25 protein-coding genes are annotated in these 24,380 nt (G+C 70.8%); 15 read left to right on the top strand and 10 right to left on the bottom strand.

Going from position 1 to position 24,380, the window contains the following annotated elements; genetic code table 11:
• Nucleotide 1: 1 nt before the first annotated feature.
• Together EV376_RS24550 and EV376_RS24545 are read right to left on the bottom strand one after the other, a co-directional pair.
• Complete coding sequence (locus tag EV376_RS24550) at nt 2–1,141, bottom strand: GDSL-type esterase/lipase family protein (RefSeq protein ID WP_130326972.1); 1,140 nt, start codon at nt 1,139–1,141, stop codon at nt 2–4.
• On the bottom strand, nt 1,141–1,719 hold the full coding sequence (locus tag EV376_RS24545; protein WP_130326970.1) for a TetR-like C-terminal domain-containing protein: 579 nt from the start codon (nt 1,717–1,719) through the stop codon (nt 1,141–1,143). The genes EV376_RS24550 and EV376_RS24545 overlap by 1 nt, the downstream gene beginning before the upstream one ends.
• Before the next feature lie 116 nt (nt 1,720–1,835).
• Here EV376_RS24545 and EV376_RS24540 point away from each other — a divergent pair, with 116 nt between their 5' ends.
• On the top strand, nt 1,836–3,623 hold the full coding sequence (locus EV376_RS24540) for a glycoside hydrolase family 15 protein (RefSeq protein ID WP_130326968.1): 1,788 nt from the start codon (nt 1,836–1,838) through the stop codon (nt 3,621–3,623).
• A gap of 265 nt (nt 3,624–3,888) precedes the next feature.
• Here EV376_RS24540 and EV376_RS24535 read toward each other — a convergent pair whose 3' ends face one another.
• Nucleotides 3,889–4,053 (bottom strand): hypothetical protein, encoded by a 165-nt coding sequence (locus tag EV376_RS24535; protein WP_207228635.1) that lies wholly within the window; start codon nt 4,051–4,053, stop codon nt 3,889–3,891.
• On the opposite strand from EV376_RS24535, the gene EV376_RS24530 reads away from it, so the two are divergent.
• A complete protein-coding gene (locus EV376_RS24530) occupies nt 4,001–4,645 on the top strand; it encodes a TetR/AcrR family transcriptional regulator (RefSeq protein ID WP_486482926.1) in 645 nt (214 codons plus the stop codon). The two genes, EV376_RS24535 and EV376_RS24530, sit on opposite strands and share 53 nt — an antisense overlap.
• Nucleotides 4,646–4,794: 149 nt before the next feature.
• Here the strand turns inward: EV376_RS24530 and EV376_RS24525 are convergent, their stop codons facing one another.
• The 4 genes from EV376_RS24525 to EV376_RS31060 form a co-directional block, all read right to left on the bottom strand.
• Entirely contained in the window at nt 4,795–5,217 is a 423-nt protein-coding gene (locus EV376_RS24525; RefSeq protein ID WP_130326966.1) for a hypothetical protein, read from the bottom strand.
• A 10-nt stretch (nt 5,218–5,227) separates the two neighbouring features.
• Entirely contained in the window at nt 5,228–6,190 is a 963-nt protein-coding gene (locus EV376_RS24520; protein ID WP_130326964.1) for an MBL fold metallo-hydrolase, read from the bottom strand.
• Between the two features lie 121 nt (nt 6,191–6,311).
• Nucleotides 6,312–6,680 carry a serine hydrolase gene (locus EV376_RS31065; RefSeq protein WP_486482789.1) on the bottom strand — a complete coding sequence of 123 codons (369 nt, stop codon included), beginning with the start codon at nt 6,678–6,680 and terminating at the stop codon, nt 6,312–6,314.
• Nucleotides 6,611–7,189, bottom strand: coding sequence for a serine hydrolase (locus EV376_RS31060; protein ID WP_486482788.1), 579 nt, complete (start codon nt 7,187–7,189; stop codon nt 6,611–6,613). The genes EV376_RS31065 and EV376_RS31060 overlap by 70 nt, the downstream gene beginning before the upstream one ends.
• A 23-nt stretch (nt 7,190–7,212) precedes the next feature.
• On the opposite strand from EV376_RS31060, the gene EV376_RS30560 reads away from it, so the two are divergent.
• A complete protein-coding gene (locus EV376_RS30560; RefSeq protein WP_207228387.1) occupies nt 7,213–7,527 on the top strand; it encodes a LysR family transcriptional regulator in 315 nt (104 codons plus the stop codon).
• A complete protein-coding gene (locus tag EV376_RS24510) occupies nt 7,524–8,186 on the top strand; it encodes a LysR family substrate-binding domain-containing protein (protein ID WP_486482787.1) in 663 nt (220 codons plus the stop codon). Before EV376_RS30560 ends, EV376_RS24510 begins: the two co-directional genes overlap by 4 nt.
• A gap of 90 nt (nt 8,187–8,276) precedes the next feature.
• Here the strand turns inward: EV376_RS24510 and EV376_RS24505 are convergent, their stop codons facing one another.
• Together EV376_RS24505 and EV376_RS24500 are read right to left on the bottom strand one after the other, a co-directional pair.
• Nucleotides 8,277–9,389 carry an XdhC family protein gene (locus EV376_RS24505; protein WP_130326962.1) on the bottom strand — a complete coding sequence of 371 codons (1,113 nt, stop codon included), beginning with the start codon at nt 9,387–9,389 and terminating at the stop codon, nt 8,277–8,279.
• Nucleotides 9,390–9,415: 26 nt separating this feature from the next.
• Nucleotides 9,416–10,039: a nucleotidyltransferase family protein gene (locus EV376_RS24500; protein WP_130326960.1), complete on the bottom strand. Its 624-nt coding sequence runs from the start codon at nt 10,037–10,039 to the stop codon at nt 9,416–9,418.
• Nucleotides 10,040–10,738: 699 nt separating this feature from the next.
• On the opposite strand from EV376_RS24500, the gene EV376_RS24495 reads away from it, so the two are divergent.
• From EV376_RS24495 to EV376_RS24455, 9 genes are all read left to right on the top strand, one after another.
• The gene (locus EV376_RS24495) at nt 10,739–11,536 is read left to right on the top strand and encodes an ABC transporter ATP-binding protein (protein WP_130326958.1); all 798 of its coding nucleotides are present in this window, start codon (nt 10,739–10,741) and stop codon (nt 11,534–11,536) included.
• Nucleotides 11,533–12,372, top strand: coding sequence for an ABC transporter permease (locus EV376_RS24490; protein WP_130326956.1), 840 nt, complete (start codon nt 11,533–11,535; stop codon nt 12,370–12,372). Before EV376_RS24495 ends, EV376_RS24490 begins: the two co-directional genes overlap by 4 nt.
• 114 nt (nt 12,373–12,486) lie before the next feature.
• Complete coding sequence (locus EV376_RS24485; protein ID WP_130326954.1) at nt 12,487–13,182, top strand: GntR family transcriptional regulator; 696 nt, start codon at nt 12,487–12,489, stop codon at nt 13,180–13,182.
• Nucleotides 13,175–15,526 carry a xanthine dehydrogenase family protein molybdopterin-binding subunit gene (locus EV376_RS24480; protein WP_130326952.1) on the top strand — a complete coding sequence of 784 codons (2,352 nt, stop codon included), beginning with the start codon at nt 13,175–13,177 and terminating at the stop codon, nt 15,524–15,526. Before EV376_RS24485 ends, EV376_RS24480 begins: the two co-directional genes overlap by 8 nt.
• Nucleotides 15,523–16,410 (top strand): FAD binding domain-containing protein, encoded by an 888-nt coding sequence (locus EV376_RS24475; protein WP_130326950.1) that lies wholly within the window; start codon nt 15,523–15,525, stop codon nt 16,408–16,410. Before EV376_RS24480 ends, EV376_RS24475 begins: the two co-directional genes overlap by 4 nt.
• A complete protein-coding gene (locus tag EV376_RS24470) occupies nt 16,400–17,182 on the top strand; it encodes a (2Fe-2S)-binding protein (protein WP_130326948.1) in 783 nt (260 codons plus the stop codon). Before EV376_RS24475 ends, EV376_RS24470 begins: the two co-directional genes overlap by 11 nt.
• Nucleotides 17,179–18,240: a YqiA/YcfP family alpha/beta fold hydrolase gene (locus EV376_RS24465; protein ID WP_165438099.1), complete on the top strand. Its 1,062-nt coding sequence runs from the start codon at nt 17,179–17,181 to the stop codon at nt 18,238–18,240. Before EV376_RS24470 ends, EV376_RS24465 begins: the two co-directional genes overlap by 4 nt.
• A 181-nt stretch (nt 18,241–18,421) precedes the next feature.
• Complete coding sequence (locus EV376_RS24460; protein ID WP_130326944.1) at nt 18,422–19,912, top strand: aldehyde dehydrogenase family protein; 1,491 nt, start codon at nt 18,422–18,424, stop codon at nt 19,910–19,912.
• Nucleotides 19,909–20,670 carry an SDR family oxidoreductase gene (locus EV376_RS24455; protein WP_130326942.1) on the top strand — a complete coding sequence of 254 codons (762 nt, stop codon included), beginning with the start codon at nt 19,909–19,911 and terminating at the stop codon, nt 20,668–20,670. Before EV376_RS24460 ends, EV376_RS24455 begins: the two co-directional genes overlap by 4 nt.
• A gap of 86 nt (nt 20,671–20,756) precedes the next feature.
• Here the strand turns inward: EV376_RS24455 and EV376_RS24450 are convergent, their stop codons facing one another.
• Entirely contained in the window at nt 20,757–21,320 is a 564-nt protein-coding gene (locus tag EV376_RS24450; RefSeq protein ID WP_486482786.1) for a UbiX family flavin prenyltransferase, read from the bottom strand.
• Nucleotides 21,321–21,607: 287 nt separating this feature from the next.
• Between EV376_RS24450 and EV376_RS24445 the strand changes: the two genes are divergently transcribed.
• Together EV376_RS24445 and EV376_RS24440 are read left to right on the top strand one after the other, a co-directional pair.
• Complete coding sequence (locus EV376_RS24445; RefSeq protein ID WP_130326938.1) at nt 21,608–22,615, top strand: ABC transporter substrate-binding protein; 1,008 nt, start codon at nt 21,608–21,610, stop codon at nt 22,613–22,615.
• A 303-nt stretch (nt 22,616–22,918) separates the two neighbouring features.
• Entirely contained in the window at nt 22,919–24,379 is a 1,461-nt protein-coding gene (locus EV376_RS24440; protein ID WP_130326936.1) for a UbiD family decarboxylase, read from the top strand.
• Nucleotide 24,380 lies beyond the last annotated feature (1 nt).

Genomic DNA, 24,380 nt, shown 5'->3' with positions numbered 1-24,380 from the left:
GTCAACGGGCGAAGGGGCCGGCGCCGGCGAAGGCGTACGCCGCGAACCGGGTACCGATGCGCTGGTGGGCCTCGCGGCTCGGGTGCAGGCCGTCGGGCAGCGGAAGGTCGACGGCGTCGGCTGGGCCGTACAGCGAGGTGCCGTCGAGGTAGTGCAGGTTCCGGTCGGCCGCGCGGCGGTCGGTCAGCGAGCGCAGCTCGCGCCGGATGACCTGGAGCGTCAGGCGTCCCAGGGCGACGTCCCCAGGCGCTCCGGTGCTGACGAAACGCACCTGGTCGGTGCCGATCGAGGCGGGGTCGATCGCGCCCGGGCCGGGAGTGTCCTCGTGGACACCGCAGAACAGGGGCGAGATCAGGAGCAGCGGGACGTCCGGGTGGCCGTCGCGGATCGTGTCGAGGAAGCCGTGGACGGCGGGGACGAAGGCACGTAGCCGCATCGCGTCGAGGTTGACGACGTTGATGCCGAGCTTGACGCTGATGTAGTCGGCCGGAGCGTCGCGGATCACGCGGGCCAGGAACGGATCGACCAGCGCGCTGCCGCCCAGGCCGAGGTTGCGCAGCTCGACGCCGGCCCGTCGGGCGGCGACGGCCGGCCAGATCTCGCTGGGCGCCAGCGCGTTCGAGCCTTGACTGATCGAGCTGCCGTAGTGCACCCACCGCGGCATCGTCGCGTCGTCCGGCTCGATCGGGGCGTCGGCCCGCAGCTCGATCAGCTCGATGGTCTCGTTGTGCGGCAGCCAGACCTCGATCCGGCGGCGGCCGGCGGGCAGATCGGCGACCGTGGTCGTGTGCGGCTCGCCGGCGTGCAGGATGGTCCGGCCACTGGCGAGGTCGACCTCGAACCGGTCGCCGCCGTCCAGCACGTCGCGGACGACGAGGTCGCCGTCGGCGTAGACGTCGATGCGGCCACGTGGTCGCTCGGCGCCGGCGTAGGCGATCCGGGTCGGGTGGGTCACCAGGTCGATCGCGCGCGCCGTCGTCTGGAACACGATGCGTACGCCGGAGGGCTGGCTCTCCATCGAGAGCAGTTGTCCGTCCGGGAACTGCTCGCGTACCCAGGCGGGTAGCCGGTGTGGCCGGAGGCCGCGAGGGGTGACCTCGACCTCGGCGACGCCGTGGAGGAGTTCGGAAAGGACGTGCATCAGGGCTTTCCTTCGGTGGGCCAGTTGCGGAAAACGGTGTCGAGCGCATCCAGCGCGCGCCGCCAGGAGACCTCGGTGGCGGGTTCGCGGTGTCCGAGGCTGCCGCTTGCCTCAAGCGCCAGGAAGCCGTTGATGGTGGCGCCGAGCAGCCGGGTGGCGTGCACGAGTTCGGTCTCGGGCAACCGGTAGCCGCGGAGCATCGCCAGCGTCAGCGCGACAAGGCGGCCGGCCGCTTCCGATCCGACGGTCGATGACGCGGCCGGGCGTTGCAGAGCGGCCCACCGGCCAGGGAACTGGCGGGCATAGCCACGGTGCGCCTCGGCGAGGGCGATGAGGGCGTCTCGTCCTGAGCGCCCGCCGATGGCGATCGCGACCCGGTCGGCGAGTTCGCCGAGTGCCAGCTCGTGCACGCCGTCGAGCAGCGAGGACCGATCGCGGACATGCGAGTAGAGACTCGCGGTCTGCACCCCGAAGCGGCGGGCCAGCGCCGACAGGGTGATCGCGTCGAACCCTTCCCGGTCCGCCAGCTCCGCCGCTGCCGCGATGACGACGGCTGTGGTCAGGTTCGCTCGTGCCATGCGCCTATCCTAATCCGCGTAGCAAAAAACCTAAGCCCTTTTGGTTAAGGTCACAACTCCGGGGCGCCGGCGACGGGGCCCTGGCGTAGCGGGCATCCCCGCGGGTACGAGCGGGCATGGGTGTGATCAGTGACTACGCGCTTCTCGGCGACGGTCACGGCGCGGCGTTGGTCTCCTCGGACGGGTCCGTGGACTGGTGGTGCCCGCCCCGGTTCGACGCGCCGAGCGTCTTCGCGCGTCTGCTCGGCCCGACCGGCGGCTTCTGGTCGATCCGGCCGCTCGGGCGGTACACGACCTCCCGTCACTACCTCGACGGGACGATGGTGCTGCGCACGGAGTTCCACACCGCCAGCGGTGTGCTGCGGTTGACGGACGCCCTCGGCCTCGGTGCCGGGGAACGTGGTCATCGGATCGGCTTCACGTCCCCGCACGTCCTGATCCGGCAGGTCGACGTCGTCGCTGGTGCGGTGGACGTGGCGGTGGAGGTCGCTGCCCGGCCGGAGTACGGATTGATCAGTCCCAGGGTCGCCGAAGCGCCGGGTGGGATAGAGATCTCCGGAGGCGCCGAGCGCTTGCTCCTGACCGCCGATCATGATCTTGCCGTTGACGGTTCCCTCGTGACCGGGCGGTTCTCCCTCGCGGTGGGCGACAGCGTCGTGTTCGCGCTGCACCACCGCCGGGCCGCCGACCCGCGGACCGTGCCGCTCGACGGACGCGCGGCACTGCGGGACACGGTCGCCGCGTGGCAGTCCTGGGACCGGCTCCACCGGGAATACCAGGGGTCCTACCGTGCGGAGGTCCGGCGCAGTGCCCTGGTTCTTCAGGCGTTGACCTACCAGCCGACCGGAGCGGTGATCGCGGCAGCCACCACGTCGCTGCCGGAGAAGGTCGGCGGTCCGGCGAACTGGGACTACCGGTTCGGCTGGCCCCGCGACGGCAGCGCCACTCTCCGGGCGCTGTGGGTCGCTGCCTGTCCCCATGAGGCGCACCGTTTTTTCGACTGGATGGCCGACTCGATGGGATCGGTGGCCGCGGAGGACCACGTGCCGATCATGTCCGGTGCCGGTGGCGAGCGGGACCTGACCGAACACACGCTGGATCACCTCGCGGGCTACCAGGGCAGCCGACCGGTGCGGATCGGCAACGACGCCTGGCAGCAGAAGCAGCTCGACGTGCTCGGCGAGGTCCTGGAGTGCGCCTGGGTGCTGCGTGACGAACTCGCGGACCTCTCGCCCGCCGCCGCGGACCTGCTGCGGTCACTGGCCGACCGGGCCGCCGACACGTGGCGGGAGCCGGATGCCGGCCCGTGGGAAGGACGCGAGGGCGAGCGGCACTACCTGACCTCGAAGCTGTTGTGCTGGGTAGCCCTGGACCGGGCCGTCAAGTTGGCGCGGGTCCTGAACGCTGAGGCGCAGGTCCCACGGTGGTCGCAGGCCATGAAGCAGATCCGCGCGGCGATCCTGACCGAGGGCTGGAGCGACTCCGGTCGGACGTTCACCGGCGCGTTCGGATCCGACCATCTCGACGCCTCGGTGCTTGTCATGCCGATCGTCGGGTTTCTCCCCGGCGATGATGCCCGGGTCGTCGATACCGTGGACGCCATCAGGCGTGACCTGGGCAGCGACGGCCTGGTGCAGCGGTGGACGGGGGCGGGGGAGGAGGGCGCCTTCATCATCTGCTCGTACTGGCTGGTCGAGGCGCTGGCCCGGGCCGGGCGGGTTGACGCGGCCAAGCAGATCTTCGAGGCCGTCACCGCCCGGGCGAACGATGTTGGTCTCCTGTCGGAGGAGATCGACCGCCGCGACGGCAACCTGATCGGGAACTTCCCCCAGGCGCTGTCCCACATCGGTCTCATCAACGCCGCCTGGGTTATCGATCGGGTTGAGTCCGGCGCCGAGCCGTGAGGTGGACCGTGCGCGTCACCCGGCACCGGACGTGCGGCTGATCCCGTTCGGTCGCGGCTCCGGTGAGCATCGGGGCATCCGATACCAACCTGTACGAGACGTTTGTCTGCTTACCGCGGATCCGAGGCTCGCGAGCGCGGTCGCCACCTCCGATGCCGCCCCGCCGCCGCAGATGATGGCGAGTCGACCGGGAACCCCTCGCTCGTGGCGGCTGCCTCCCGGCTGGTCTGCGGCGGCGCCTCGCTCAGCCCGGCGATGTCCGGGATCAGTGCGCCGTGGCGGCACGGCCGAGGCGGATGGCCGCGATGAGGAAGAAGATGGCGCCGGGGATGGCGTAGCCGATCGCGTTGGTCAGCGCCGGGTGGTCCGCGAGGGCGCTGGCGACGAACGACCCGCCGGCGACTACGGAGAGACCGCCACTGACGATCATTGGCCACTGGCCGCCCAAACTGCGACGGCGGGCGCGACAGCGGCTCCTCGACACGGCGACCCGGATCTTCTACGGGGAGGGAATCCACTCGGTCGGCGTTGATCGGATCATCTCCGAGGCGAAGGTGACCCGCGCCACCTTCTATCGGCACTTCCCGGGCAAGGAAGATCTCGTCGTTGCTTATCTGCAGGCGGCCGATCACGCCATCCGCGACCAACTCGACACCGCCATCGCCGCCGGCCGACCGGCGCCCGACACCCTTCGGGCCGCTGCGGAGTCGATTGCGCGTGACATCCAGTCCGCGGGCTTCCGCGGCTGCGCCTTTCTGAACGCCGTGGCGGAGTATCCCGATCCCGACCACCCCGTGCACCAGGCCGTCCTCGCGCACCGGCGGTGGTTCCTCGACACGATCCACACCCTGCTGGCGAGCATCCAGCAGACCGAGGCCGAGTCCGCGGCGCGGCACTTCGTCATGCTCCGCGACGGCGCCATGGCGGCCGGCTGCCTCTTCGACCCGGTGCTGATCTCCGAGACCTTCCTTCGCGGGGTCGAGGGACTCATCCGAACTCACGCCGCACGCCAGCAATCCTGAGCCGCACGGCTGGATCGCCGACGATGGACATCGGTACCTGCTCGACTACGAGCGCCTTCCGGTGGTGCCTTCGGGGCCGGCGCGATCTCCACCATGACCGTCCGGCCCCTTCAGGGCTTCCGAAACGCTCCGACCGGCGATCGGTTCGTTCACGCTCTGCCCGCCTTGGCTCGCCGGTTCGCGATCCCCAGCCAGACGGCCGCACCCAGGCAGGTGGTGGTGAGCAGCAGCAGGAGCACCAGAGTCGGGTTGACCCATGCCGGCACCAGGTCGTAGGTGGCGTTGCACTTGTTGTGCAGGGGGAACAATCGCGAAGGTTCCTGCCAATGGGTGGAACGGTAGGCACCGTCGTAGGTGGTGCCGGCCGCGCGGCAGGACTCTTCCGGGTCCAGGGAGGGACCCGAGAAGGCGCCGATGAACCAGGTGACCGCGGCGGCGACGACGCACAGCCCGGCGGTCCCGAGGAGCCAGCCGGGGGTTTTCCACCGGCCGGTGAACAGCGGTCTGCCCCACAGCCACAGCACGAGCAGGGCGGGTGCGGCGGCCACGAGGGAGCCGGCGATGAGCGACATGGTTCCGGTACTAAGCGAATGCGTACGGGGTCAGGTACCGCGGCAGCAGGATCTTGGTGCGCGGTGCGGCTTCGCGTACGGCGGCGAGAAACGCATCGAGCCGTTTCTGGTCGCCGGGCGTGGCCGTCGGCGGATTGGTCAGCGGGACCTCGAAGTTGTCCCAGTGCACCGGCACGAGGGTCGCCGGCCGGCCAAGCGCCGCGAGTAGGCGCGGCACGTAGGTGTGGGTGACGTCGGTGCTCGGTAGAGCGATCATGGCGACGTCGGGGTTCAGGCCGACGAGGTTGCGTTCGACGAAGTCGCTCGCGCCCATGAAGAACACGGACGGCCCGCCCTTGACGGCGACCTGGTAGGCGAGGGTGTCGCCCTCGGGGAGGTCCGCGATCGTGGCCGGCTTGTCGGGCACCGCTGTGCGGACACCGGGGAAGGCCATCGAGTAGGAGCCGTTGCGGCTGTGCAGCGCCGCGACCACCTCGACGGTGTAGTCGCCGAAGTCGAGCACCTCGCCGCCCTTGACCGGGCTGAGCTGGGAGGGCGGCAGGCCACCGGCCAACCCCAGGTGGTACGCGGTGAGGGTGCCGAACACGCGGGCGCCGGACCGCTGGGCGATGTGCGGTACGTCGTTGTAGTGGTCCCAATGGGTGTGGGTCACGAGGATTGCCTGCGGGGTGCCGGGATGGTCGGCGATGCGCTCGACGTCGACGGTCAGCGGGGTGTCAGGGTCGAACTGCCCCTCGAACAGCCCGGTGCGGAAGCGGCTCAGGTACGGGTCGATCAGCAGCGTCTTCGCTCCGATGTCGATCCGCCACCCGGAGGTGCCGAGCCAGCGGAACGTGGCCGACACGCCCCGTAGCGGGCGGCGGGGAGCGGCGGACGCGGTGGACGGGATCACGGTCGCGCCGGCCACGGTGCCCAGGGCGGCGCCGGCGGTGGTACCCAGAAATCGGCGGCGACTCAGTGGTGATTCGGTCATGACGCGCAGCCCACCATCGCCCCACGCGCGGCGTCCAAGACCATCCTGTGCCAGCGCCGATACGCGGCCGCATATCGACCCAGCAGAGCGTGGCTCACCACAGCGGCCGCCGAGATGTTGATCACATCGTCCGTAGCGTCTCGATGGCCGCTCGGGCCGCCTCGCCCATCGCCAGGTCGACGTCGATCCGGCGGGTGGCCAGCCGCTGGGTCTGCGCGAAGACCGCGACCGCATAGCGGCCGCCGTCGGGATACTCCACCACCCCGGCCTCGATGTGCAGCCCGGGTAGCGTGCCGGTCTTGGCGGCCACCCGCACCTCGGGCGGGAAGCCGGATGGCAGCCGGGTCCAGAACAGTTGCCGCGCCATCAGGTCACGTACCATCGCGCAGGCGGCGGGCGGGCCGGCCTCGTCCCGCCAGATCAGAGCCAGCAGCCGGGTGATCTCCCGTGCGGTGCTGGAGGTGGTGTGGCCGGGGTCGAAGACCCGCATGGCCCGTATCCGCTCCTCTGGCAGGGCGGCGAAAGCGCGGGCGAACTCGGTCGCGTCCCGCGCGCCGACATCGGCGAACATCGACTCCAGCAACTGTCGGGGGCCCCGACAACCCGGGTGCGGGTGAGCCCCAACTCATCTGCGAGCAGCGGGAGAAGGTCCGGGCCGACCCGGCGCAAGAGCAGGTCGGCCGCTGTGTTGTCACTGACCGACATGGCGAAGTACGCCAGGTCGCGCAGGGACAGCTCCACGTCGTCGGCGCAGCCGGCGGTGCCCCAGCCACCCAGTCGGTCCTCGGCGCCCACCAGCACCCGTTCGGTGGGGTCGAGCTGCCCGGCCGCGGCCTGCCGCGCGAACTCCAGCGCCAGCAGGATCTTGAACACGGACGCGATCACGACCTGCTCGTCCGCGCGCATCCCGACCTCGCGGTCGCCGTCGATGTCAACCGCGTGCAGGCGCGCGTCGACGCCCACCTTGTCGAAGATCTCCCCCGCCAGCACGGCCGCCACCCTAGTACGCCTATGGTCGGGGGGTGGATCTCTTCCGGCACCTGCGCTACTTCATGGTGGTGGCAGAAGAGCTGCACTTCGGCCGGGCCGCCGAGCTGCTCGGCATCGCGCAACCTCCGCTGAGCCAGTCGATACAGCGGCTCGAGCGGGAGTTGGGTGTCGAGCTGATTGACCGGTCCCGCCGCCAGGTCGACCTCACTCCCGCCGGCCGGCTGCTGCTCGACGAGGCGCGCGCCCTGCTCGTCGGCGAGGAACGGATGCGCACCGTCATGCGGATGGTGCGCGACGGCAGGCTGGCACCCTGCGCGCCGGCGTGCCGCCGGAGACATCCGCGGTGACGCTCCAGGCCTTACTGCGGCGCCTCGCCGACCAGATACCCGGCCTCGACGTCGACCTGCAGGAGCTGGCCACCGGCGAGCAGCTGCGGATGCTCGCCGACGCCCGGCTCGACATCGGGTTGATCCATCACCCGGTCGATGCCCCCGACCTGCGGTTCGGGCCAGCCGCACGGGTACGGCTCGGCGTGGTCGTGCCGCGCGCCTCGCCGCTGGCGGCGGCGAACGAACTGGCCCTCGCCGACCTCGCCGGCCACGACCTCGTCCTGCCCCCGCGCCCCACCGCACCGGGCTGGTACGACCACGTCCTGGACGTGTGCCGCCAGCACGGCTACAAACCGGCCCGCGTCCGGCACGCCCGCAACCCCGAATTCCTGCTCGGCTTGGTGCTCGCCGGCCACGGCGTCGCGTTCGAACCGGAGAACGCCGCCCGACGCGAACCGCGCGTGGTCTGGCGTCCCCTCACCGATCACCCACTGCACAAGACGACCTCCGCGGCGTGGCCGGCGCAAGCACCGCACCCCGCCGCCGAGCAGTTCGCCGAGATCGCCGCCGAGACGCTGGACGAGGCGGCGCCAACGCCGATGACCGTCCCCGCGGCGGACGCGGCACGCCCCTGGAGCATCGTGTACGCACCCCGCACGGCCGGCACCCGCGAGTAGGCAACAGCTGCCGCCGCTCCTTCACGCATGACAGACCAGCCTTCTGCGCCGCGGTCAGCGACGACCGTGACGGCCGATCCGTGATGGGTGTCAGTCGTGGTGGATGCGGCCGGGCAGTGTGGTGAGTCTGGCGCCGGTGCCGCCCCAGCGGGCTGCGATGATTTCGCTGGCGATGCTGATGGCGGTTTCTTCGGGGGTGCGGGCGCCGAGGTCGAGGCCGATGGGGGAGGAGAGTGTCTGTAGTTCCTGGTCGGTGAGGCCGGCCGCGCGTAGGCGGGTGAGGCGGTCGTTGTGGGTGCGGCGGGAGCCCATTGCGCCGACGTATGCGAGGTTCTGGCGTAGGGCTATCTGTAGTACTGGTACGTCGAATTTGGGGTCGTGGGTGAGGACGCAGACCACGGTGCGGTTGTCGGTGCGGCCGGCGTCGATTTCGGTGCGTAGGTAGCGGTGTGGCCAGTCGACGACGACCTGGTCGGCGCTGGGGAATCGTTTGGGTGTCGCGAATACGGGTCGGGCGTCGCAGACTGTGACGTTGTAGCCGAGGAACGTGCCGATCTGTGCTACGGAGGCGGCGAAGTCGATGGCTCCGAAGACGATCATCCGGGCCGGGGGTGCGTACGAGGCGACGAACAGGGTCAGTGCGTCGCCTTGTCGTTGGCCGTCGGGGCCGTAGTGAAGGGTGCCGGTGCGGCCGGCGGCGAGCAGGCCTCGGGCGTCGTTGGCGGCGGCGGCGTCCAGGCGCGCGGATCCCAGCGAGCCGGCGTGGCGGTCGGTCCAGACCAGTAGGCGGGAACCGAGCTGGTCTTCTGGCCCGTCCACGCGGGTGATCACCGCTACCGGTTCGTTGGACTCGATCGAGTGTGCGACCTCGTCGAGGTGGGGGAATGTGTGCTGATCGACGGGCTCGACGAGGATGTCGATGGTGCCGCCGCAGGTGAGCCCGACGGTGAACGCGTCGTCGTCGCCGACCCCGTAGCGCTGCACGCGGGGCCGGCCGGTTTGGATGACCTCGTTGCACAGGTCGTAGACGGCGCCTTCGACGCAGCCGCCGGACACGCTGCCCACGACGGTGCCATCGGGTCCGACCGCCATTGTCGCGCCGGCGGGGCGGGGGGCGCTGCGCCAGGTCCGCACGACCGTGGCCAGGCCGACCTTCTGGCCGGCCCGCCACCAGGCGAGCAGGTCGTTCAGTACGTCACGCATGGCACCTCCATGCTCGTGGCTGCCGCTCATGGGCCCGCCGCCGGTTCGGCACCGGTCTTGGCCGGCGCGATATCCAGGTCGGTGTCGTCGGCGATGTCCTCGCACGGCACGGCGCGCACCTCGGGCGTGCGCGCCGCCAGGTAGGCGCGCGCGCCGACGTCGGCGGTCGCGAGTAGCGCCACCCCGGCCCAGTGGTCGCGTCCGAGGATCACCGGGTGTCCGCGTCTGCCGCCGTAGGCGGCCGTGACCAGCGCGCCACGGCCGTCGACCGTGGCGACCAGGCGGCGCACCGCGTCGGGACCGATGCCGGGCGTGTCGACGAGCAGCACGGCCACCGCGTCCACGTCGACCTCGGCCAGCGCGGACAATCCGACCCGCAACGACGAGCCCATACCGCTTTTCCAGTCGGGATTGTCGACCAGCAACGCATCGCCCAGCCGCGCCTGCCCGCGCACCTGGTCGGCCCCCGCACCGAGCACCACGACGACCGGCGCGCAGCCTCCCACGCGCAGCGTCACCGCCGCACGTTCCACCAACAGCCGACCGTCATCGTGCCGGACCAGAGCCTTGGGCCGCCCATACCGCCGGCCACCGCCGGCCGCGAGAACCAATCCGGCAACGGTACTCAGCGCGCACCCCAGCCGGAGCATGCGGAGCCGACGCCGGTGCGGCTCCGCCGAGGGGCAGGCTTGCGGAGATCGGCCGCGCCCGACGGCCACAGACCGGGACCTCGGAGGGTGCGATCGTTGCTGGCGATCGCCCCCAACGCTGGAGATGGACGGGGTGACATTCGATCAAATGCTCCCTTTTGTCGGCGACAGCGTTGGTCGCCAGCGAGGTTCAGGCCTTCCTGGCCCGGTTGGGTGCCTGGCTGGTGGCAAGTCCGGGCTCGCCATGGAGCCGGCAGCGGGGCCTGGCGTCAGCCAGGTGAGCTGGCCAAAAGATAGGCCGATCTTCGCGGAACCGCAATCGCGGTAGCCGTACTAGTGCCGACAGTTTGGGCATTGGGGCAGGGGGTGGGTGGTCCCGTGGAATCGCGACACTGCCTCGGACGTCTGTACGAAGCGGCGTAGCCGTTCGCTCGGTTGTGGAGCGTAAGCCCTTGAGGAAGTGCCGCCGCCGCTCGTCGATCAGATGTCGATCTACAGGCGTGAGGGGCTAGACGCAGGTCACATGTCCCTGCTTTACTGCTCCAAGTGTCGACAGGTCTCCCACGTTCAGATGGTCGACTGCCCAGAGAGTCAGGGGATGATGCCGTGGTGCTGGACTCCAGAGCACAGGTCGAGGGCCTGGACCGGTCGAGAGCCGGAGGATCGGCGGCAGCCGGGCCCGGTGGCGCGGACCGGGCGGTGAAGCTCGCGGTCCGGGACGTGAGTATCGGTTACCGGGAGCGCCGTAGCGGGCGGTTCTTCGCGGCCGTGCAGAACCTCTCGTTCGAAATCAAGGACAACGAGTTCATCGCGATCGTCGGTCCGAGTGGCTGTGGGAAGACGACGTTCCTCTCGGCGGTCGCCGGTCTGCTCGAGATCGCGTCCGGCTCACTCGAGCTCAACGGACATTCGATCAAGGGTCCTGGCCCCGACCGGTCGCTGGTCTTCCAACAGCACTCGTTGTTCCCGTGGCGCACGGTCACCGCGAACGTCGGGTTTGGCCTCGAGGCGCAGGGACGCCTGGACGAGCAGGGCCGGCGCCGGGTGTCCGATCTGATCGAGCTTGTGGGCCTGAACGGCAATGAGGGCAAGTACCCTCGCGAGCTGTCCGGCGGCATGAGCCAGCGGGTGAACCTGGCCCGCGCGCTCGCGACCGACCCGGATCTGCTGCTCCTTGACGAGCCGTTCGCCGCGCTCGATGCCCAGACCCGCGAGGTGATGCAGGAGGAGTTGACCCGCGTCTGGCAGGCCGACAGCGCCGGCGGCGGCAAGACCGCCCTGTTCATCACCCACGACGTTCCGGAGGCGGTCTACCTCGCCGACCGCGTCCTCGTCTTCTCCGCAAGCCCCGGCCGGCTGGTCGAGACGGTCGACATCGACCTGCCGCGGCCGCGTGACCCCGGTTTGAAGCGGTCCAAGGAGTTCGCGGAGCTCAACGACCGGGTGCTCGGCCTCGTGATGCAGCAGGCGGCGATCAGCAGGGTAGGTGGGCGATGACCCAGACGCAGACGCGACCGGAGATCGACCAGGCGGTTCTTCCGGCTACCGCGCTCGACCGCCGACCGAGCTTCTTTGCTCGCAACCGCACTGTCCTACTGGGGCTCCTGGGCGCCTTCGTGGTCCTGCTGGCCTGGCAGCTGTCGGTGTGGGCGGAGTTCGTCGACCCCAAGTTCAGCAGCTCGCCGTTGGGTGCGGTCGAGGGCCTGAGGTACCTCAACGACTCGGGCCTGTTGTGGCAGCCGACGCTGGACACCCTCCAGTCGGTGGGGCTCGGCATGCTCATCTCGATGGGGATCGGCATCCCGGTCGGTCTGGTGATCGGGCGCAGCGTCGTCCTCCACGGTCTCCTCGAGCCGCTCATCGGGGTCATGTACTCCGTGCCGTTCGTGGTCTTCTTGCCGATCATCATCTTCTGGTTCGGCATCGACAGCACCGCACGGCTCGTGATCGTGGTCTGGAGCTCGCTGTTCCCGCTGCTGATCAACGTCGTCTCGGGCTCTCGCAACCTTGACGGCAACTATCTGCAGGTCTCGCGCGTTTTCTGCGCCGGCCGGCTGCGCACGTTGTGGTCGGTTGCGTTGCCGGGCACGATGCCGTACATCCTGGCGGGCCTGCGCCAGGCCGTCGGCCGGGCGCTGGTCGGCGCCATCGTCGCGGAACTCTTCATGGGCACCAGCGGGCTCGGCTACGTCGTCCAGACCGAGACGGCGAACTTCCAGCTGGACCACTCTATGGCCGCGATCGCGGTGATCGCGGTGGTCGCGGTGGTGCTCACTCGAGGTGTGGCCTGGCTGGAGAACCGGCTCACCTTCTGGTCGGCCAGCGTCGGCTGACAGTCGTCCCTGCCCTCGCCGGGCCGGCGGCGCGGCCGCCGGCCCGGGTACCGGTTTTGGCTCGATCGATATCCAGTCATCGGTCTGGCGTATCACATTTAAGAGGAGGTCCCGATGGTGCGGGAGGAGTTGCTCTCCGCCAAGGCCTTCGCGGTCAGACACATCCGCGCGATGATTCACGCGGGCGAGTTCGACGAGGACGGTCGTCTCTCCACCGCGACGCTGTCCGACCAACTGGGTGTCAGCCGAACGCCGGTGCGCGACGCGCTCTGGCAGCTCGCGGGCGAGGGCCTGGTCACCGTCAGCCCCCGGGTCGGGGCGTTCCTGCGCAAGGTCACGCCGGCGGAGGCCACCGACATCTACCGGATCAAGGCGGCGATCGAGCCGCTGGTGGCCGGATGGGCGGCGGAGCGCGCCACGACCCGCCAGCGCGAGACCCACCAGAGGTTGATCGCCGACCTCGAGGCCGTCGCCCCCACGGGCGACGTCGATGCGTACGTCGCTCAGCTCGAGCAGTGCCGTGCCCTGCTCCTCGAGATGGCCGGGTCACCCCCCGCCGCCGAGACCCTGTCGGTCGTCGACGGGCGGGTCCGGCTGCTGCGGTTCAAGAACCTCAGCCAGCCGGGCCAGTTGACGGTCTCCGCCGCGCAGCACCGCGCGATCGCGGACGCGGTCGCGGCGGGCGACTCGGCCGCCGCGATGCGCGCGATGGAGGAGCACACGCTGGACGCCCTCCGGCGGGTCCTCAGGCTCGCGAGGGAACACGACGACTCCACGTACTGGCTGGCCCGGGTGCGGGTCGATGGCTGAGCACAGGTCCGCTCCCGCCGGGCCGGAGCTGTATGTCGGCCGTGGGGTGGAGCGCAACGACATCGCCTCGCTGCTCGACGGGAGCGGCGCGTTCGTCGCCGACCTCCGAGCCGGCGCTGGTCTGCACGCCGCTTTCGTCCGCAGCTCGGTGGCGTCGGCGTGGCTGCGAGGTGTCGATGTCTCCGCGGCAGCCACCATGCCCGGCGTCGTCCGCGTCCTCACCGGCGCCGAGCTGGCCCGGCACGTGCAGCCGATCCGGCCGCCGGCCAACAGCACCAGCCAGGACCGGTTCCGCGCGTTCTACGACCTCGTCTCGCACCCGCGCTCCGTGCCGTGCCTGGCAGTCGACGAGGTCAGGTACGTCGGCGAGCCGATTGCCGTGGTGGTCGCGACGGACCGCTACCTCGCCGAGGACGCCGCCCAAGCCGTCGTCGTGGACTATGACGTCCGCGAGGCCGTCACCGATCTCGCCCGCGCGCTGACTGCCGAGTCGCCCGTGGTGCACCGCGACCTCAAGGACAACAGCGCAGTCCGCCTCCGCCTCGCCAAGGGGCAGATCCCCGAGGACGTCCACGACCTGGTCGTGATTGAGGAGGAGTTCCGGGTGGCCCGCCAGGCCGGGCTGTCGATGGAGGGGCGTGGGGTGCTCGGCGTACCTGAGGGCGAGCGGATCACGGTCTGGAGTTCGACCCAGGTCCCGTTCATCGTGCGGCAGTTGCTGTGCGCCGCCACCGGCTGGGACCCCCAGAGCGTGCGGGTCCGCACCCCCGAGGTCGGGGGAGGCTTCGGTCCCAAGGCGTCGGTCTACCCCGAGGAGATCGTGGTGCCCTGGCTGGCGCGCGAACTCGGTGAACCGGTCACCTGGATCGAGGACCGTTACGAGAACCTGACCACGGCGACCCAGGCGCGCGACAACATCCACCGGACCCGGCTCGTCGTCGACCGCGACGGCCGCTTCGTGTCCTGGGAGGACGACTACCTCGTCGACCTCGGCGTGCACAACCTCTGGATGGTCGGCGTCGTGGGTAACACCGCCATGCATCTGCTCGGTGCCTACCGAATCCCGAACGTTCGCGTGACCGGGACCGGCGTGTTCTCCAACAAGACACCGACGTCGCAGTACCGCGGCGCGGGGCGGCCGGAGGCGTCGTTCGTCCTCGAGCGCAGCATCGACCTGGCCGCCGAGCGGCTTGGCATCCAGCCGGCGAAGCTGCGGGAGCTCAACATTCTCGGTCCCGACGACCTGCCGCACGCGCAGGGCGTCCCGTACCGCGACGGTGTCGACATCGTCTACGACGGCAAGGACTACGGCCGGGTGCTCCGGACCGCGCTTGACCTGGTCCCGGAGCGGGAGGTGGCGGCGTTGCGCGCCGAGGCCGCCGAGCACGAGCGAGTCGGTTTCGGCGTGGGCGTCTACATGGAGGCCACGGCTCGCGGGCCGGCGGAGCCGGAGTCGGCGCGGGTCGTCCTGCGCCACGACGGACGGCTGGAGGTCGCGACCGGCACTGGGCCCTCGGGACAGGCACACAAGACCGTCTTCGCCCAGATCGCCGCCGACACCGCCCGCGTGGCGTACGACGACGTGCTGGTCACCACCGGTGACACCGACCTCGTGCCGCAGGGCCTGGGCAGCTTCGCCTCCCGTGGAGCGGTCGTGGCGGGCTCCGCCGTCCGCTACGCCACCGAGCAGGTCGTCACGGCCGCGCTCGACGGGTTGCGCCGTGCCCTCGGCAACGACGTGGTGGAGCACGTCGCGGGCGGCTTCTCGGTGCCGGGCACTGAGCGGATGCTCACCTGGGCCGCGGCGGCGGAGCTGCTGGCAACCGGCGGCGCGGCCGCGGATCCGGTGGTCGACGAGGTGCACACCTACGCCCCGCCCACGGTCACCTGGACCATGGGCGTCCACGCGGTCGCGGTCGCGGTCGACACCGAGACCGGCCAGGTGCGCGTCCTGCGCTACGGCGTCGCCCACGAGACCGGCCCTTCGATCAACCCGCGCGTCGTGGACGGCCAGATCCGTGGCGGTGTCGCGCAGGGCATCGGGGGCGCCCTGCTGGAGCAGGTCCAGCACGACAGCGCGGGCCAGCCGCTCTCGGCGACGCTCGCGGACTACCTGGTGCCGGAGAGCTCCGATGTACCGGAGATCCGGCTCGCTCACCTGGACGAGCCGAGCCGGCTCAACCCACTGGGCATCAAGGGCGTGGGGGAGAGCGGGATCATCGCCTCAGCCGCGGCCATCGCCGGCGCCGTCGACGACGCCCTGAGCGAGTTCGGAGTGCACGTGACGCGGACGCCGATGACATCGGACTACCTGCTCGAGCTCATCGAGGAGGGTCGCCGATGAAGCCCGGGCCGCTCACCCTGCGCAGGCCTGCCTCCGTCGAGGAGTGCCTGGGCCTGCTGCGCTCGGAGCAGGAGGCCGTCGTGAAGGTGATCTCCGGCGGTCAGAGCCTGATGCCGCTGCTCGCCCTACGCATGGCCAACCCCGACGTGCTGGTGGACATCGGCCGTCTCGACGAGCTCATGCACCTCGAGGTCGGTCCCGAGGCCGTCAGGATCGGCGCCCGGGTCCGGCACCACCAGCTCACCGAGGAGCCGCTGCGCTCGCTGCTGCCCGTGCTCGCGGAGGCGGCCGGCCACATCGGGCACACCGCGATCCGCAACCGCGGCACGATCGGCGGCAGCCTCGCGCACGCCGACCCGGCCGCAGAGCTGCCGGCGGTCATGGTTCTGCTCGGCGCGGAGATCGAGTGCCGATCGGCGTCGGCCGGGACCCGGCTGATGCCGGCCGCGGAGTTCTTCACCGGCCCCTACCTCACGACCCTGGCCGACGACGAGCTGCTCACCGCCGTCCACGTGCGCCGGCCCGTTTCCGGCACCGGCCACGGGTTCGTCGAGTTCTCGCCCCGGCACGGCGACTACGCCCGCGCCGGAGCGCTGGCGATGCTGAGCCCCGGGCCCGACTCTCGGATCGCGGCCGCCCGGCTGGTGCTGTTCGCGGTCGCGAACCGGCCGGTCGACGTCAGTGAGCACGTCGAGATCGCCATCGGCGTGCGACCCGAGGAGTGCGACTGGGTGTCGATCGCGCAGGCGGCCGTCGCCTCGCTCCCGGCGCCGACCGACGCCGACCGGGCGGACCGGCACCGGCTCGCCCTGGCCGTCACCCGGCGCGCCCTGCAACGTGCGGCCGCCGGGATCGCCGCGACGAGAGGCCGTCATGGACAGTGAGATCTCGCTGCGCGTCAACGGCGCGCCGGAGCAGGTCGCCGTACCCGACCGCATGACGCTGGCCGACGTGCTGCGCGACCGGCTCGGAAGGACCGGCACCAAGCTGGGCTGCGAGCAGGGCGTCTGCGGGGCCTGCACGGTGCTGGTCAACGGCGCCACGGCGCGCTCGTGCCTGGTGCTCGCCGGGCAGGCGGACGGCGCCGACGTGCTCACCGTCGAGGGCCTGGCCGACGCCTCGCCCGCCGGCCGCGCCCTGCAGGAGGCCTTCGCCCGCAACGACGCACTGCAGTGCGGCTTCTGCACCCCGGGCTTCCTCGTCGCGTCCCTCGAGCTGCTCGCCGAGGAGGAGCTCGACGAGACCCGCGTGCGCGAGGGCCTGTCCGGCAACCTCTGCCGATGCACCGGCTACGGCGGGATCGTGCGTGCGGTGCTCGAGGTCCACGAACAGCTCGGCGCGGTACCGCTGCCCGACACCGCCGGAGCCCGGCCGCCGCTGACGGTCAACGAGCAGGCGGCGCCGGTCGCGGGCCAGGAGCCGCCCGAGCCGCCCGAGACGGCCCGCCGGTCGACCGGTCGCCAACCGACCGACTCCGGTCGTGTCCTCGCCCGGCCGGGGGTCGCCGTCGCATCCGTCGTCGCTTGCTACGTCGCGTGGCGCTGGTGGCGCGGCCGGCGACGGTTGCGCGACGTACCGCTTGGCTCGCCGCACGTCCTGTGGGCGTGCGTCCCGACCGATCCACCCTCCCTGTCCTCGAACGAGAGAAGACGATGACCTTTCCGAACGCGATCGACCAGGCCGACCACCTCACGCACCGGTTCGTGAGCAACGGGGTGCCACTGGCCGACCTGGAGAACATCAAGTCCGAGCTGGGCGACTGGGCGGCGTGGTACGCCGCGTGGGAGCGGGCCGGCGACGCACGGATGCGTGACGCGACCGCCGCGGAGCAGGCCGGAGCCAGACTCACGGCGGCCGAGCTGCGCCTCATCGCCGCCCTGGAGTACCACTTCGGCAAGTTTCTGTTCGTGCACGACCAGGCGGTGCTGCGGGTCGGCGAGGCCAAGGCCGCGGGAGCCTACCGCCAGGCCGTTGCCGACCTGCCGTGGCCGGGTCGCATCATCGACGTGCCGTTCGACGGTTTCCCGCTGCCCGGCGTCCTGCGTGCCCCCGCCGGCGACGGACCGTTCCCGACCGTGCTCCTCGTTCCCGGCCTCGATGCCGCCAAGGAGGAGCTCCACCTGTTCAGCGAGGTCTTCCTGCGGCGCGGTATGGCGACGTTCGTGGTGGACGGCCCCGGACAGGGCGAGGCCGAGTTCGACCTGCCGCTGACCGCGGCCTGGGAGGACGTCGCCGCCGCCGTCCTGGCGGTCCTCGTTGAGCAGCCGGAGGTCGACGCGGACCGGATGGGCATCGCCGGGGTCAGCCTCGGCGGCTACTACGCGGCGCGGGCGGCCTCGCGGGTGCCCGGGCTGCGCGCCGGTGCCTCGCTGGGCGGTTGCTACAGCATGGCCGAGTCCTGGCCGAACCTGGCGTTCCTGAGCCGGCAGGCGTTCCAGGTGCGCACCCGCGCGGCAGACCTCGAGGTGGCCCGCGGGAACGCCGAGGCGTTCACGCTCGCGCACGCCCCGGCGGAGACGGGGATCCCCTTCCTGGTCGTCCACGGCGAGCGCGACCGGCTCTTTGACACCGAGCAGGCCAAGCGCCTGGCCGGGCACTTCGGTGACCGCGCCGAGCTCGTGCTGGAGCCGGAAGGCAACCACGTGCTGCACAACCTTGGCTACCGGGTCCGGCCCGCGGCGGCGGACTGGCTCGCCGCCCGACTGGCTCGCTGAGCACGTTCTCAGGCAGCCACCCGGTCCGGCCGAGTGACCGGGACACGCGCACCCACACGGAGCGCCAAGCGCACCGGGAAATTTCGGAGGAGGTACTAGTGCGGAGATACGCGGGAGTCGTGGCGGCGTTGGCCACGTCGACCACAGACGGCGCTGTGACCACGACGGGGGGCGAGGGACGATGAGCACCTCCCAGGAGCGACGTTCGCGGGCCGGCATCCGCGACGAGTACCAGCTGTACATCGGTGGCCGGTGGGTGCCGGCCGCGGACGGTGGCATGAGCGAGAGCATCGACCCGAGCACCGAGCAGCCGGTGACGCGGGTGGCGGTAGCCAGAGCCGCCGACGTGGGCCGTGCGGTCGACGCGGCGGCGCAGGCCGCGCCCGCGTGGGCCGCGCTCGGCTGGCAGGAGCGCGCCGCGCGGCTGCACGCCCTGGCTGACCGGGTGGCCGAGCAGGCCGGCGAGCTGGGCCGGATGGACGCCGTGGACGGCGGGATTCCCGTCGACGGGATGGCGAAGGACGTAGCGAATGCCGTCAACACGTTGCGCTACTTCGCCGGCCTCGCCAGCGAGCTCAAGGGCCACACGATCGAGATGCCCGGCGCCGCCCTGAACATGACCCTCCGCGAGCCGTTCGGAGTGGTGGGCCGGATCGTTCCGTTCAACCACCCGATCCAGTTCGCCGGCTCTGGTGTCGCTGGCCCGCTGGCGGCCGGCAACGCTGTGGTGCTCAAGCCGGGCGACACGACGCCGGTGTCGGCGCTGCGCCTGGCCGAGCTCGCCGAGGGCATCCTGCCGCCCGGCGTGCTCAACGTGGTCACCGGCGGCAGGGAGGCGGGTGAGGCCCTGGTGGCCCACCCGCAGGTGCCGCGGATCGCGTTCACCGGCAGCGTGTGCTCGGGCCAGGCCGTCGCTCGCGGTGCCGCCGAGCACCTCAAGTTGGTGACGCTCGAGCTCGGCGGCAAGAACCCCTTGATCGTTTTCCCCGACGCCGACATCGACGCGGCTGCCGCTGCGGCGGTGACGGCCATGAACTTCAACCGCGGGCAGGCCCAGTCGTGCGGCTCGCCGTCACGGATGCTTGTTCATGACGCGGTCCGCGCCGAGTTCGTCGAGGCGTTCGTCGAGAAGGCGCGGGCCCTCACGATCGGCGATCCGCTCGACTCGGGGATCGCGATGGGCCCCCTCGCCTTCGCCGCCCACTACGAGCGGGTGCTGTCGTACATCGAGCGCGGAAAGGCCGAAGGCGCCCGGTTGGTGACCGGCGGGACCGAGCGGCCAGACGGCCGGACCGTGGGCTACTTCGTCGCGCCGACGGTCTTCGACGACGTCACCCCCGACATGGCCATCGCCCGCGACGAGATCTTCGGGCCGGTCGTCAGCGTGCTTGGCTGGACCGACGAAGCGCGCGTCCTGCAGATCGCCAACGAGTTGCCCGTCGGGTTGACCGCGAACATCTGGACCAACGACCTCGGCCGCGCGATCGTGTTCGGCAAACGGGTGCAGGCCGGCTATGTCTGGGTGAACGGGGCCGGTCAGCGTCCGCTCGGTGCGCCGTTCGGCGGGTACAAGCTGAGCGGGATGGGCAACGAGAACAGCTTGGACGAGCTGCTCAGCTTCACCCGGACCAAGAATCTCTCGCTCCAGGCGGCGCCGGGGGGTGTGGCGTGAGCGCCGACGCGCCCCTGGCCGGGCGCGTAGCGGTCGTCACCGGCGCGGCACACGGGCTCGGCCGGGCCTACGCCCACCGGCTCGCCGCGCGGGGCGCGGCGGTCGTCGTGGCGGACCTGGACGGCCCGGGGGCCATCGAGGTTGCCGCAGAGATCGAGTCGGCCGGCGGGAACGCGCTCGCCGCGCACGTCGACGTGAGCGACGAGGCGATGCTGGCCGCGATGTGCGACGCGGCGTTGGATCGCTTCGGCCGGCTCGACGTGCTGGTCAACAACGCGGCGATCTTCCTCACCGTGGGCATGTCGCGGGTGCCGTTCGACGAGATCACGGTGGCCGAGTGGGACCGGATGATGGAGGTCAACGTGCGGGGCACCTGGCTCGCCTGCCGGGCGGTCGTGCCCCACATGCGTAGGGCCGGGTACGGCAAGATCATCAACGTCAGCTCCGACACCGCACTGAAGGGGTCGCCCAACCGGATCCACTACGTGGCGAGCAAGTCCGCGATCCTCGGGTTCACCCGCACCCTGGCCGCCGAGCTCGGCCCGGACGGGATCCGGGTGAACGCGATCGCGCCGGGCATCGTGCTCAGCGAGCCTGAGCCGTCGCCGGCGCGCCGCGAACAGGCGATCGCCAGCCAGGTGCTCACCGATCCCTTGCTCCCCGATGATCTCGCCGAGACGGTCGTCTTCTTCGCCTCACCGGGCTCGGACCCCATCACCGGGCAGATCGTCGCGGTCAACGGTGGCGGCTACATGTAATGGCGGCTGCTACATCTGACGGGCTTTCACCGGTCGTGCGCGGCGGTTGCGGGTGCGACCGGTGGGCTCCACTTGCGAGGGTGCGGTCACCCGATCGTGCCGTCCCACTCGGCGGGCGCCATATCCGCCATACCGACGCGCGCCAACGCGCGCCGGACGGTGTGGTCCACGATCTCCTCGACGGAGCGTGGCAGGGCGTAGAACGCCGGGACCGGGGGCATCACGACGGCGCCGGCCTCGGCGGCCGCCGTCATGGCGCGCAGGTGGCCAAGGTGCAGCGGCGTTTCGCGCACCAGCAGCAGCAGGGGTCGCCCCTCCTTCAGGGTGACGTCCGCGGCGCGGGTGATCAGGTCGCTGGCGTGGCTGTAGGCGATGGCCGACAGCGTCTTGATCGAGCACGGCAGCACGAGCATCGCGTCGACGTGGAAGGACCCGGACGCGATGGTGGCCCCGATCGCCGTCGGCTTGTGGACGACGTCGGCGAGCTTCTCGACCTCTCGGACGGTGCGGCCGCCGCACTCGTGGGTCACGGTCATCGCCGCGGAGCGGGAGAGCACGAGGTGGCTCTCGACGTCGGTCAGCTTGCCGAGGAGCTCGAGCGCGCGCACCCCGTACGGCGCGCCACTGGCACCTGTCATCGCCACCACCACGCGCCTCACTACGGCTCCTCTCCGTCGTCCGCCCCGGTGTGTGCGGCGGGGCGGCGGTTAACGACGGCGCTCAGGATCCGAGCAAACCGTCGACACTTTCGGTCGCCAGTCACGGCAACTTGGCCAAGTCTGTGCGGAGAGTTCCTGAGCTGGCAAGCCCTTGACGACCAAGGGTGTCGACAATTAAGGTGTCGACACTTGTGTGACATCGCTCACGCGGGCCCGGCCGGCACCGGAGGTCGAACGCCCGCGGCCCGACAAATCTCAGCCGAGAAGAGGTGCGGTATATGCGGAAGATCGTGGGGATCGCGGCGGCCATGGTGATGTCGACCGCGGCGCTCGCGGGTTGTGGTGGCGACGATGGCGGCACGACGGCAGGCGGGCTCACGAAGATCAAGGTGGGCTATCCGTCTGACACGGCCTCCTACGGCGACCTGTACGTGTGCCAGGAGGAGGGCATCTTCAAGAAGCACGGGCTCGAGGTGGAGCTGACCCTGCTGAAGACGAGCTCCCAGCTGCTCGCAGCGCTCACGAGCGGCTCGGTGCAGGTGGCCGGTGGTGACGGCAAGGCGATCGCCTCGGGCGCCGTGAAGGGCACCGATCTGAAGCTGATCGAGCTGAAACTTCCGACCTACTTCACCGAGATGTGGGGTAAGCCGGAGATCCAGTCCGTCGCGGACCTGACCGGCAAGAAGGTCGGCGTGACGGCCCCGGGCTCGGTCACCGACACCGCCACGAGGGTGATGCTCAAGGACAAGGGCCTCATCGACGGCGTGAACGTGGTGAACCTGTCCGACCTCTCGGCGCTGCTGGCCGCCGGCCGCAACGGCGCGGTCGACGCCCTGGTGACGGCCCCGCCGCAGGGTGCGGCGACGGAGAAGCACGGCTGGCACAAGATCACCGACATGACGGAGTACAAGACGGCCGCCAGCGTCTACACGGTCTCGGGGGCGTACGCCAAGCAGAACAAGGACGTGGTCGCCAACTTCGTCGCGGCCGATGTGGAGTGTCTGAACTTCCTCAAGGACCCGGCGAACCGTGATGCCAGCATCGACGCGATCGCGAAGTACACCAAGACCGCGGACCGTGAGCTCGCGGCGTACGCCTTCGACTTCTTCGTCAAGATCTGGTCCCACGAGCCGGTCGTCGATGAGGCGCTGTGGCGCACCGCCCTCGAGGAGGCCGCCAAGGGTGGAAACGTCCCGGACCCGGCCGACTCCATCGACAACAGCTTCGTTCAGGACGCGATCGCGAACGCGGGCGGCGGTGCCTCTGCGTCGCCCGCGGCGGGCTAGTCCCGCAAAGAGTCGACACTTTGGCCGAGTGAAGGTGTCGCGGGTCAACCTCGGGCGGCTTGGCCATCGGCTCGGCGAGGACGCCCGTCCGGCGCTCCAGACCGTCGTCGGAAACCCAATTCACGCTCAAAAGCAAGCCAAAGTCGCTCAATGACAGCCGGTCCGCGCGCCCGAGCGCGCGGACCGGCTGGACATTCGGCCAGACCCCTGAGAGAATGATATGTCGACACTTTCCAGATTCCCGGGGCGTCAGGCATCCGCGATCATGGCGTCGACCCGCTGATGGAGAGGGAGGAAGAGAGCATGCCGAGGCCCCTGGACCAGATCGACGACCTGCGCTCGTGGCTGGACGTCGTCCGTGACCTAGGGGACGTCCGCGACGTCACCGGGGCGCACTGGAACCTCGAGATCGGCGCGGCGTCGGAGGTGAACTACCGGCTGTCCAACCCGGCCGCCCTCCTGTTCGACGACATCGAGGGTTACCCGACCGGGATGCGGGTGCTCACGGGCAGCATGTCCAATGCCCGCAGGCTCGGCGTCACTCTCCGACTCGGCATGGATCTCGACGACCACGCCCTCGTGCAGGCGCTTCGCGGCAAGCCGAGCGAGTGGGTGGCCCAGGCCCCGAAGTACACCGTCAACGAGGTCTCGTCGGGTCCGGTGACGGAGATCGTCGAGTCCGGCGACGACATCGACCTCGGCGCGTTCCCCGCCCCGTTCTGGCACGAGGAGGACGGCGGCCGGTACATCGGGACCGGCTGCGCGGTGTTCACGACCGACCCGCACACGGGAAGCGTGAACGCCGGCGCCTACCGGATGCAGATCCAGGGGCCGCGCGCGGCCACGATCAACATGGAGGCGGGGAAGCACGGCGCGCTGCACGTCCGCGAGTGGTTCGAGAAGGAGGGCCGCGCACCGATCACGGCGGCCCTCGGGGGCGACCCCCTTTTGGTCATCGCGGCCGGCACGGAGGTGCCGGCGGGCGTCTCGGAGCTCGAGTACATCGGCGCCATCCAGGGCCGGCCGGTCGACGTGGTGCGGGGCGAGGTCACCGGGCTGCCGGTGCCGGCGCGGGCCGAGGTCGTGGTGGAGGGTTGGCTCTACCCCGACCGCACCTCGCACGAGGGTCCGTTCGGGGAGTGGACCGGCTACTACAGCGGCGGCGGCGGCCGCGACGAGGTGCTCGAGCTCCAGATCGAGCGGATCTACCGGCGCCCCGACCCGATCCTGCTCGGCACACCGCCGGGCAAACCCCCGCACGACTACTCGTACATGCGCAGCGTGATGAAGTCGAGCATGATCCTCGACGCGCTGGTCGCCACCGGGCTGCCCCAGGTGCGCAGCGTCTGGGCGCACGAGGAGGGCGGCGGTCGCCAGCTCCTCGCCGTGGCCATCGACCAGAAGTACGCCGGCCACGCCCGTCAGGCGGGGCTGCTCGCCTCCCAGATCCCGGCTGCGGCGTACATGAACAAGTTCGTCATCGTGGTCGACGGTGACGTGGACACCCGCAGCCTCAGCGAGGTGATGTGGGCGGTGTGCACCCGGACCGAGCCGAGCAAGGACATCGAGGTGCTCCGCCAGACGTGGGGCAGCCGGGTGGATCCGCTCGGCCCCGGCACCGGCCCGGCGTTCAACACCCGCGCGGTGATCGACGCCTGCCGGCCCTACGAGCTGCTCGGCACGTTCCCGCGCGTTGCGGAGGCGAGCCAGGATCTGCGTGCGAAGGTCGTGGCGAAGTGGCCAGAGATCCTGGGTGGGCGCTGAG

The organism is Micromonospora sp. CNZ295 (assembly GCF_004217535.1).
Note: the sequence above shows the minus strand (reverse complement) of the source record. Positions and strands in the feature narration are given on the sequence as shown.

Coding starts and splice junctions, on each gene's coding strand:
- EV376_RS24550 (WP_130326972.1), bottom strand. CDS start 1,141: ATGCACGTCCTTTCCGAACTCCTCCACGGCGTCGCCGAGGTCGAGGTC.
- EV376_RS24545 (WP_130326970.1), bottom strand. CDS start 1,719: ATGGCACGAGCGAACCTGACCACAGCCGTCGTCATCGCGGCAGCGGCG.
- EV376_RS24540 (WP_130326968.1), top strand. CDS start 1,836: ATGGGTGTGATCAGTGACTACGCGCTTCTCGGCGACGGTCACGGCGCG.
- EV376_RS24535 (WP_207228635.1), bottom strand. CDS start 4,053: ATGATCGTCAGTGGCGGTCTCTCCGTAGTCGCCGGCGGGTCGTTCGTC.
- EV376_RS24525 (WP_130326966.1), bottom strand. CDS start 5,217: ATGTCGCTCATCGCCGGCTCCCTCGTGGCCGCCGCACCCGCCCTGCTC.
- EV376_RS24520 (WP_130326964.1), bottom strand. CDS start 6,190: ATGACCGAATCACCACTGAGTCGCCGCCGATTTCTGGGTACCACCGCC.
- EV376_RS31065 (WP_486482789.1), bottom strand. CDS start 6,680: ATGCGGGTCTTCGACCCCGGCCACACCACCTCCAGCACCGCACGGGAG.
- EV376_RS24505 (WP_130326962.1), bottom strand. CDS start 9,389: ATGCGTGACGTACTGAACGACCTGCTCGCCTGGTGGCGGGCCGGCCAG.
- EV376_RS24500 (WP_130326960.1), bottom strand. CDS start 10,039: ATGCTCCGGCTGGGGTGCGCGCTGAGTACCGTTGCCGGATTGGTTCTC.
- EV376_RS24490 (WP_130326956.1), top strand. CDS start 11,533: ATGACCCAGACGCAGACGCGACCGGAGATCGACCAGGCGGTTCTTCCG.
- EV376_RS24485 (WP_130326954.1), top strand. CDS start 12,487: ATGGTGCGGGAGGAGTTGCTCTCCGCCAAGGCCTTCGCGGTCAGACAC.
- EV376_RS24480 (WP_130326952.1), top strand. CDS start 13,175: ATGGCTGAGCACAGGTCCGCTCCCGCCGGGCCGGAGCTGTATGTCGGC.
- EV376_RS24475 (WP_130326950.1), top strand. CDS start 15,523: ATGAAGCCCGGGCCGCTCACCCTGCGCAGGCCTGCCTCCGTCGAGGAG.
- EV376_RS24470 (WP_130326948.1), top strand. CDS start 16,400: ATGGACAGTGAGATCTCGCTGCGCGTCAACGGCGCGCCGGAGCAGGTC.
- EV376_RS24465 (WP_165438099.1), top strand. CDS start 17,179: ATGACCTTTCCGAACGCGATCGACCAGGCCGACCACCTCACGCACCGG.
- EV376_RS24460 (WP_130326944.1), top strand. CDS start 18,422: ATGAGCACCTCCCAGGAGCGACGTTCGCGGGCCGGCATCCGCGACGAG.
- EV376_RS24445 (WP_130326938.1), top strand. CDS start 21,608: ATGCGGAAGATCGTGGGGATCGCGGCGGCCATGGTGATGTCGACCGCG.
- EV376_RS24440 (WP_130326936.1), top strand. CDS start 22,919: ATGCCGAGGCCCCTGGACCAGATCGACGACCTGCGCTCGTGGCTGGAC.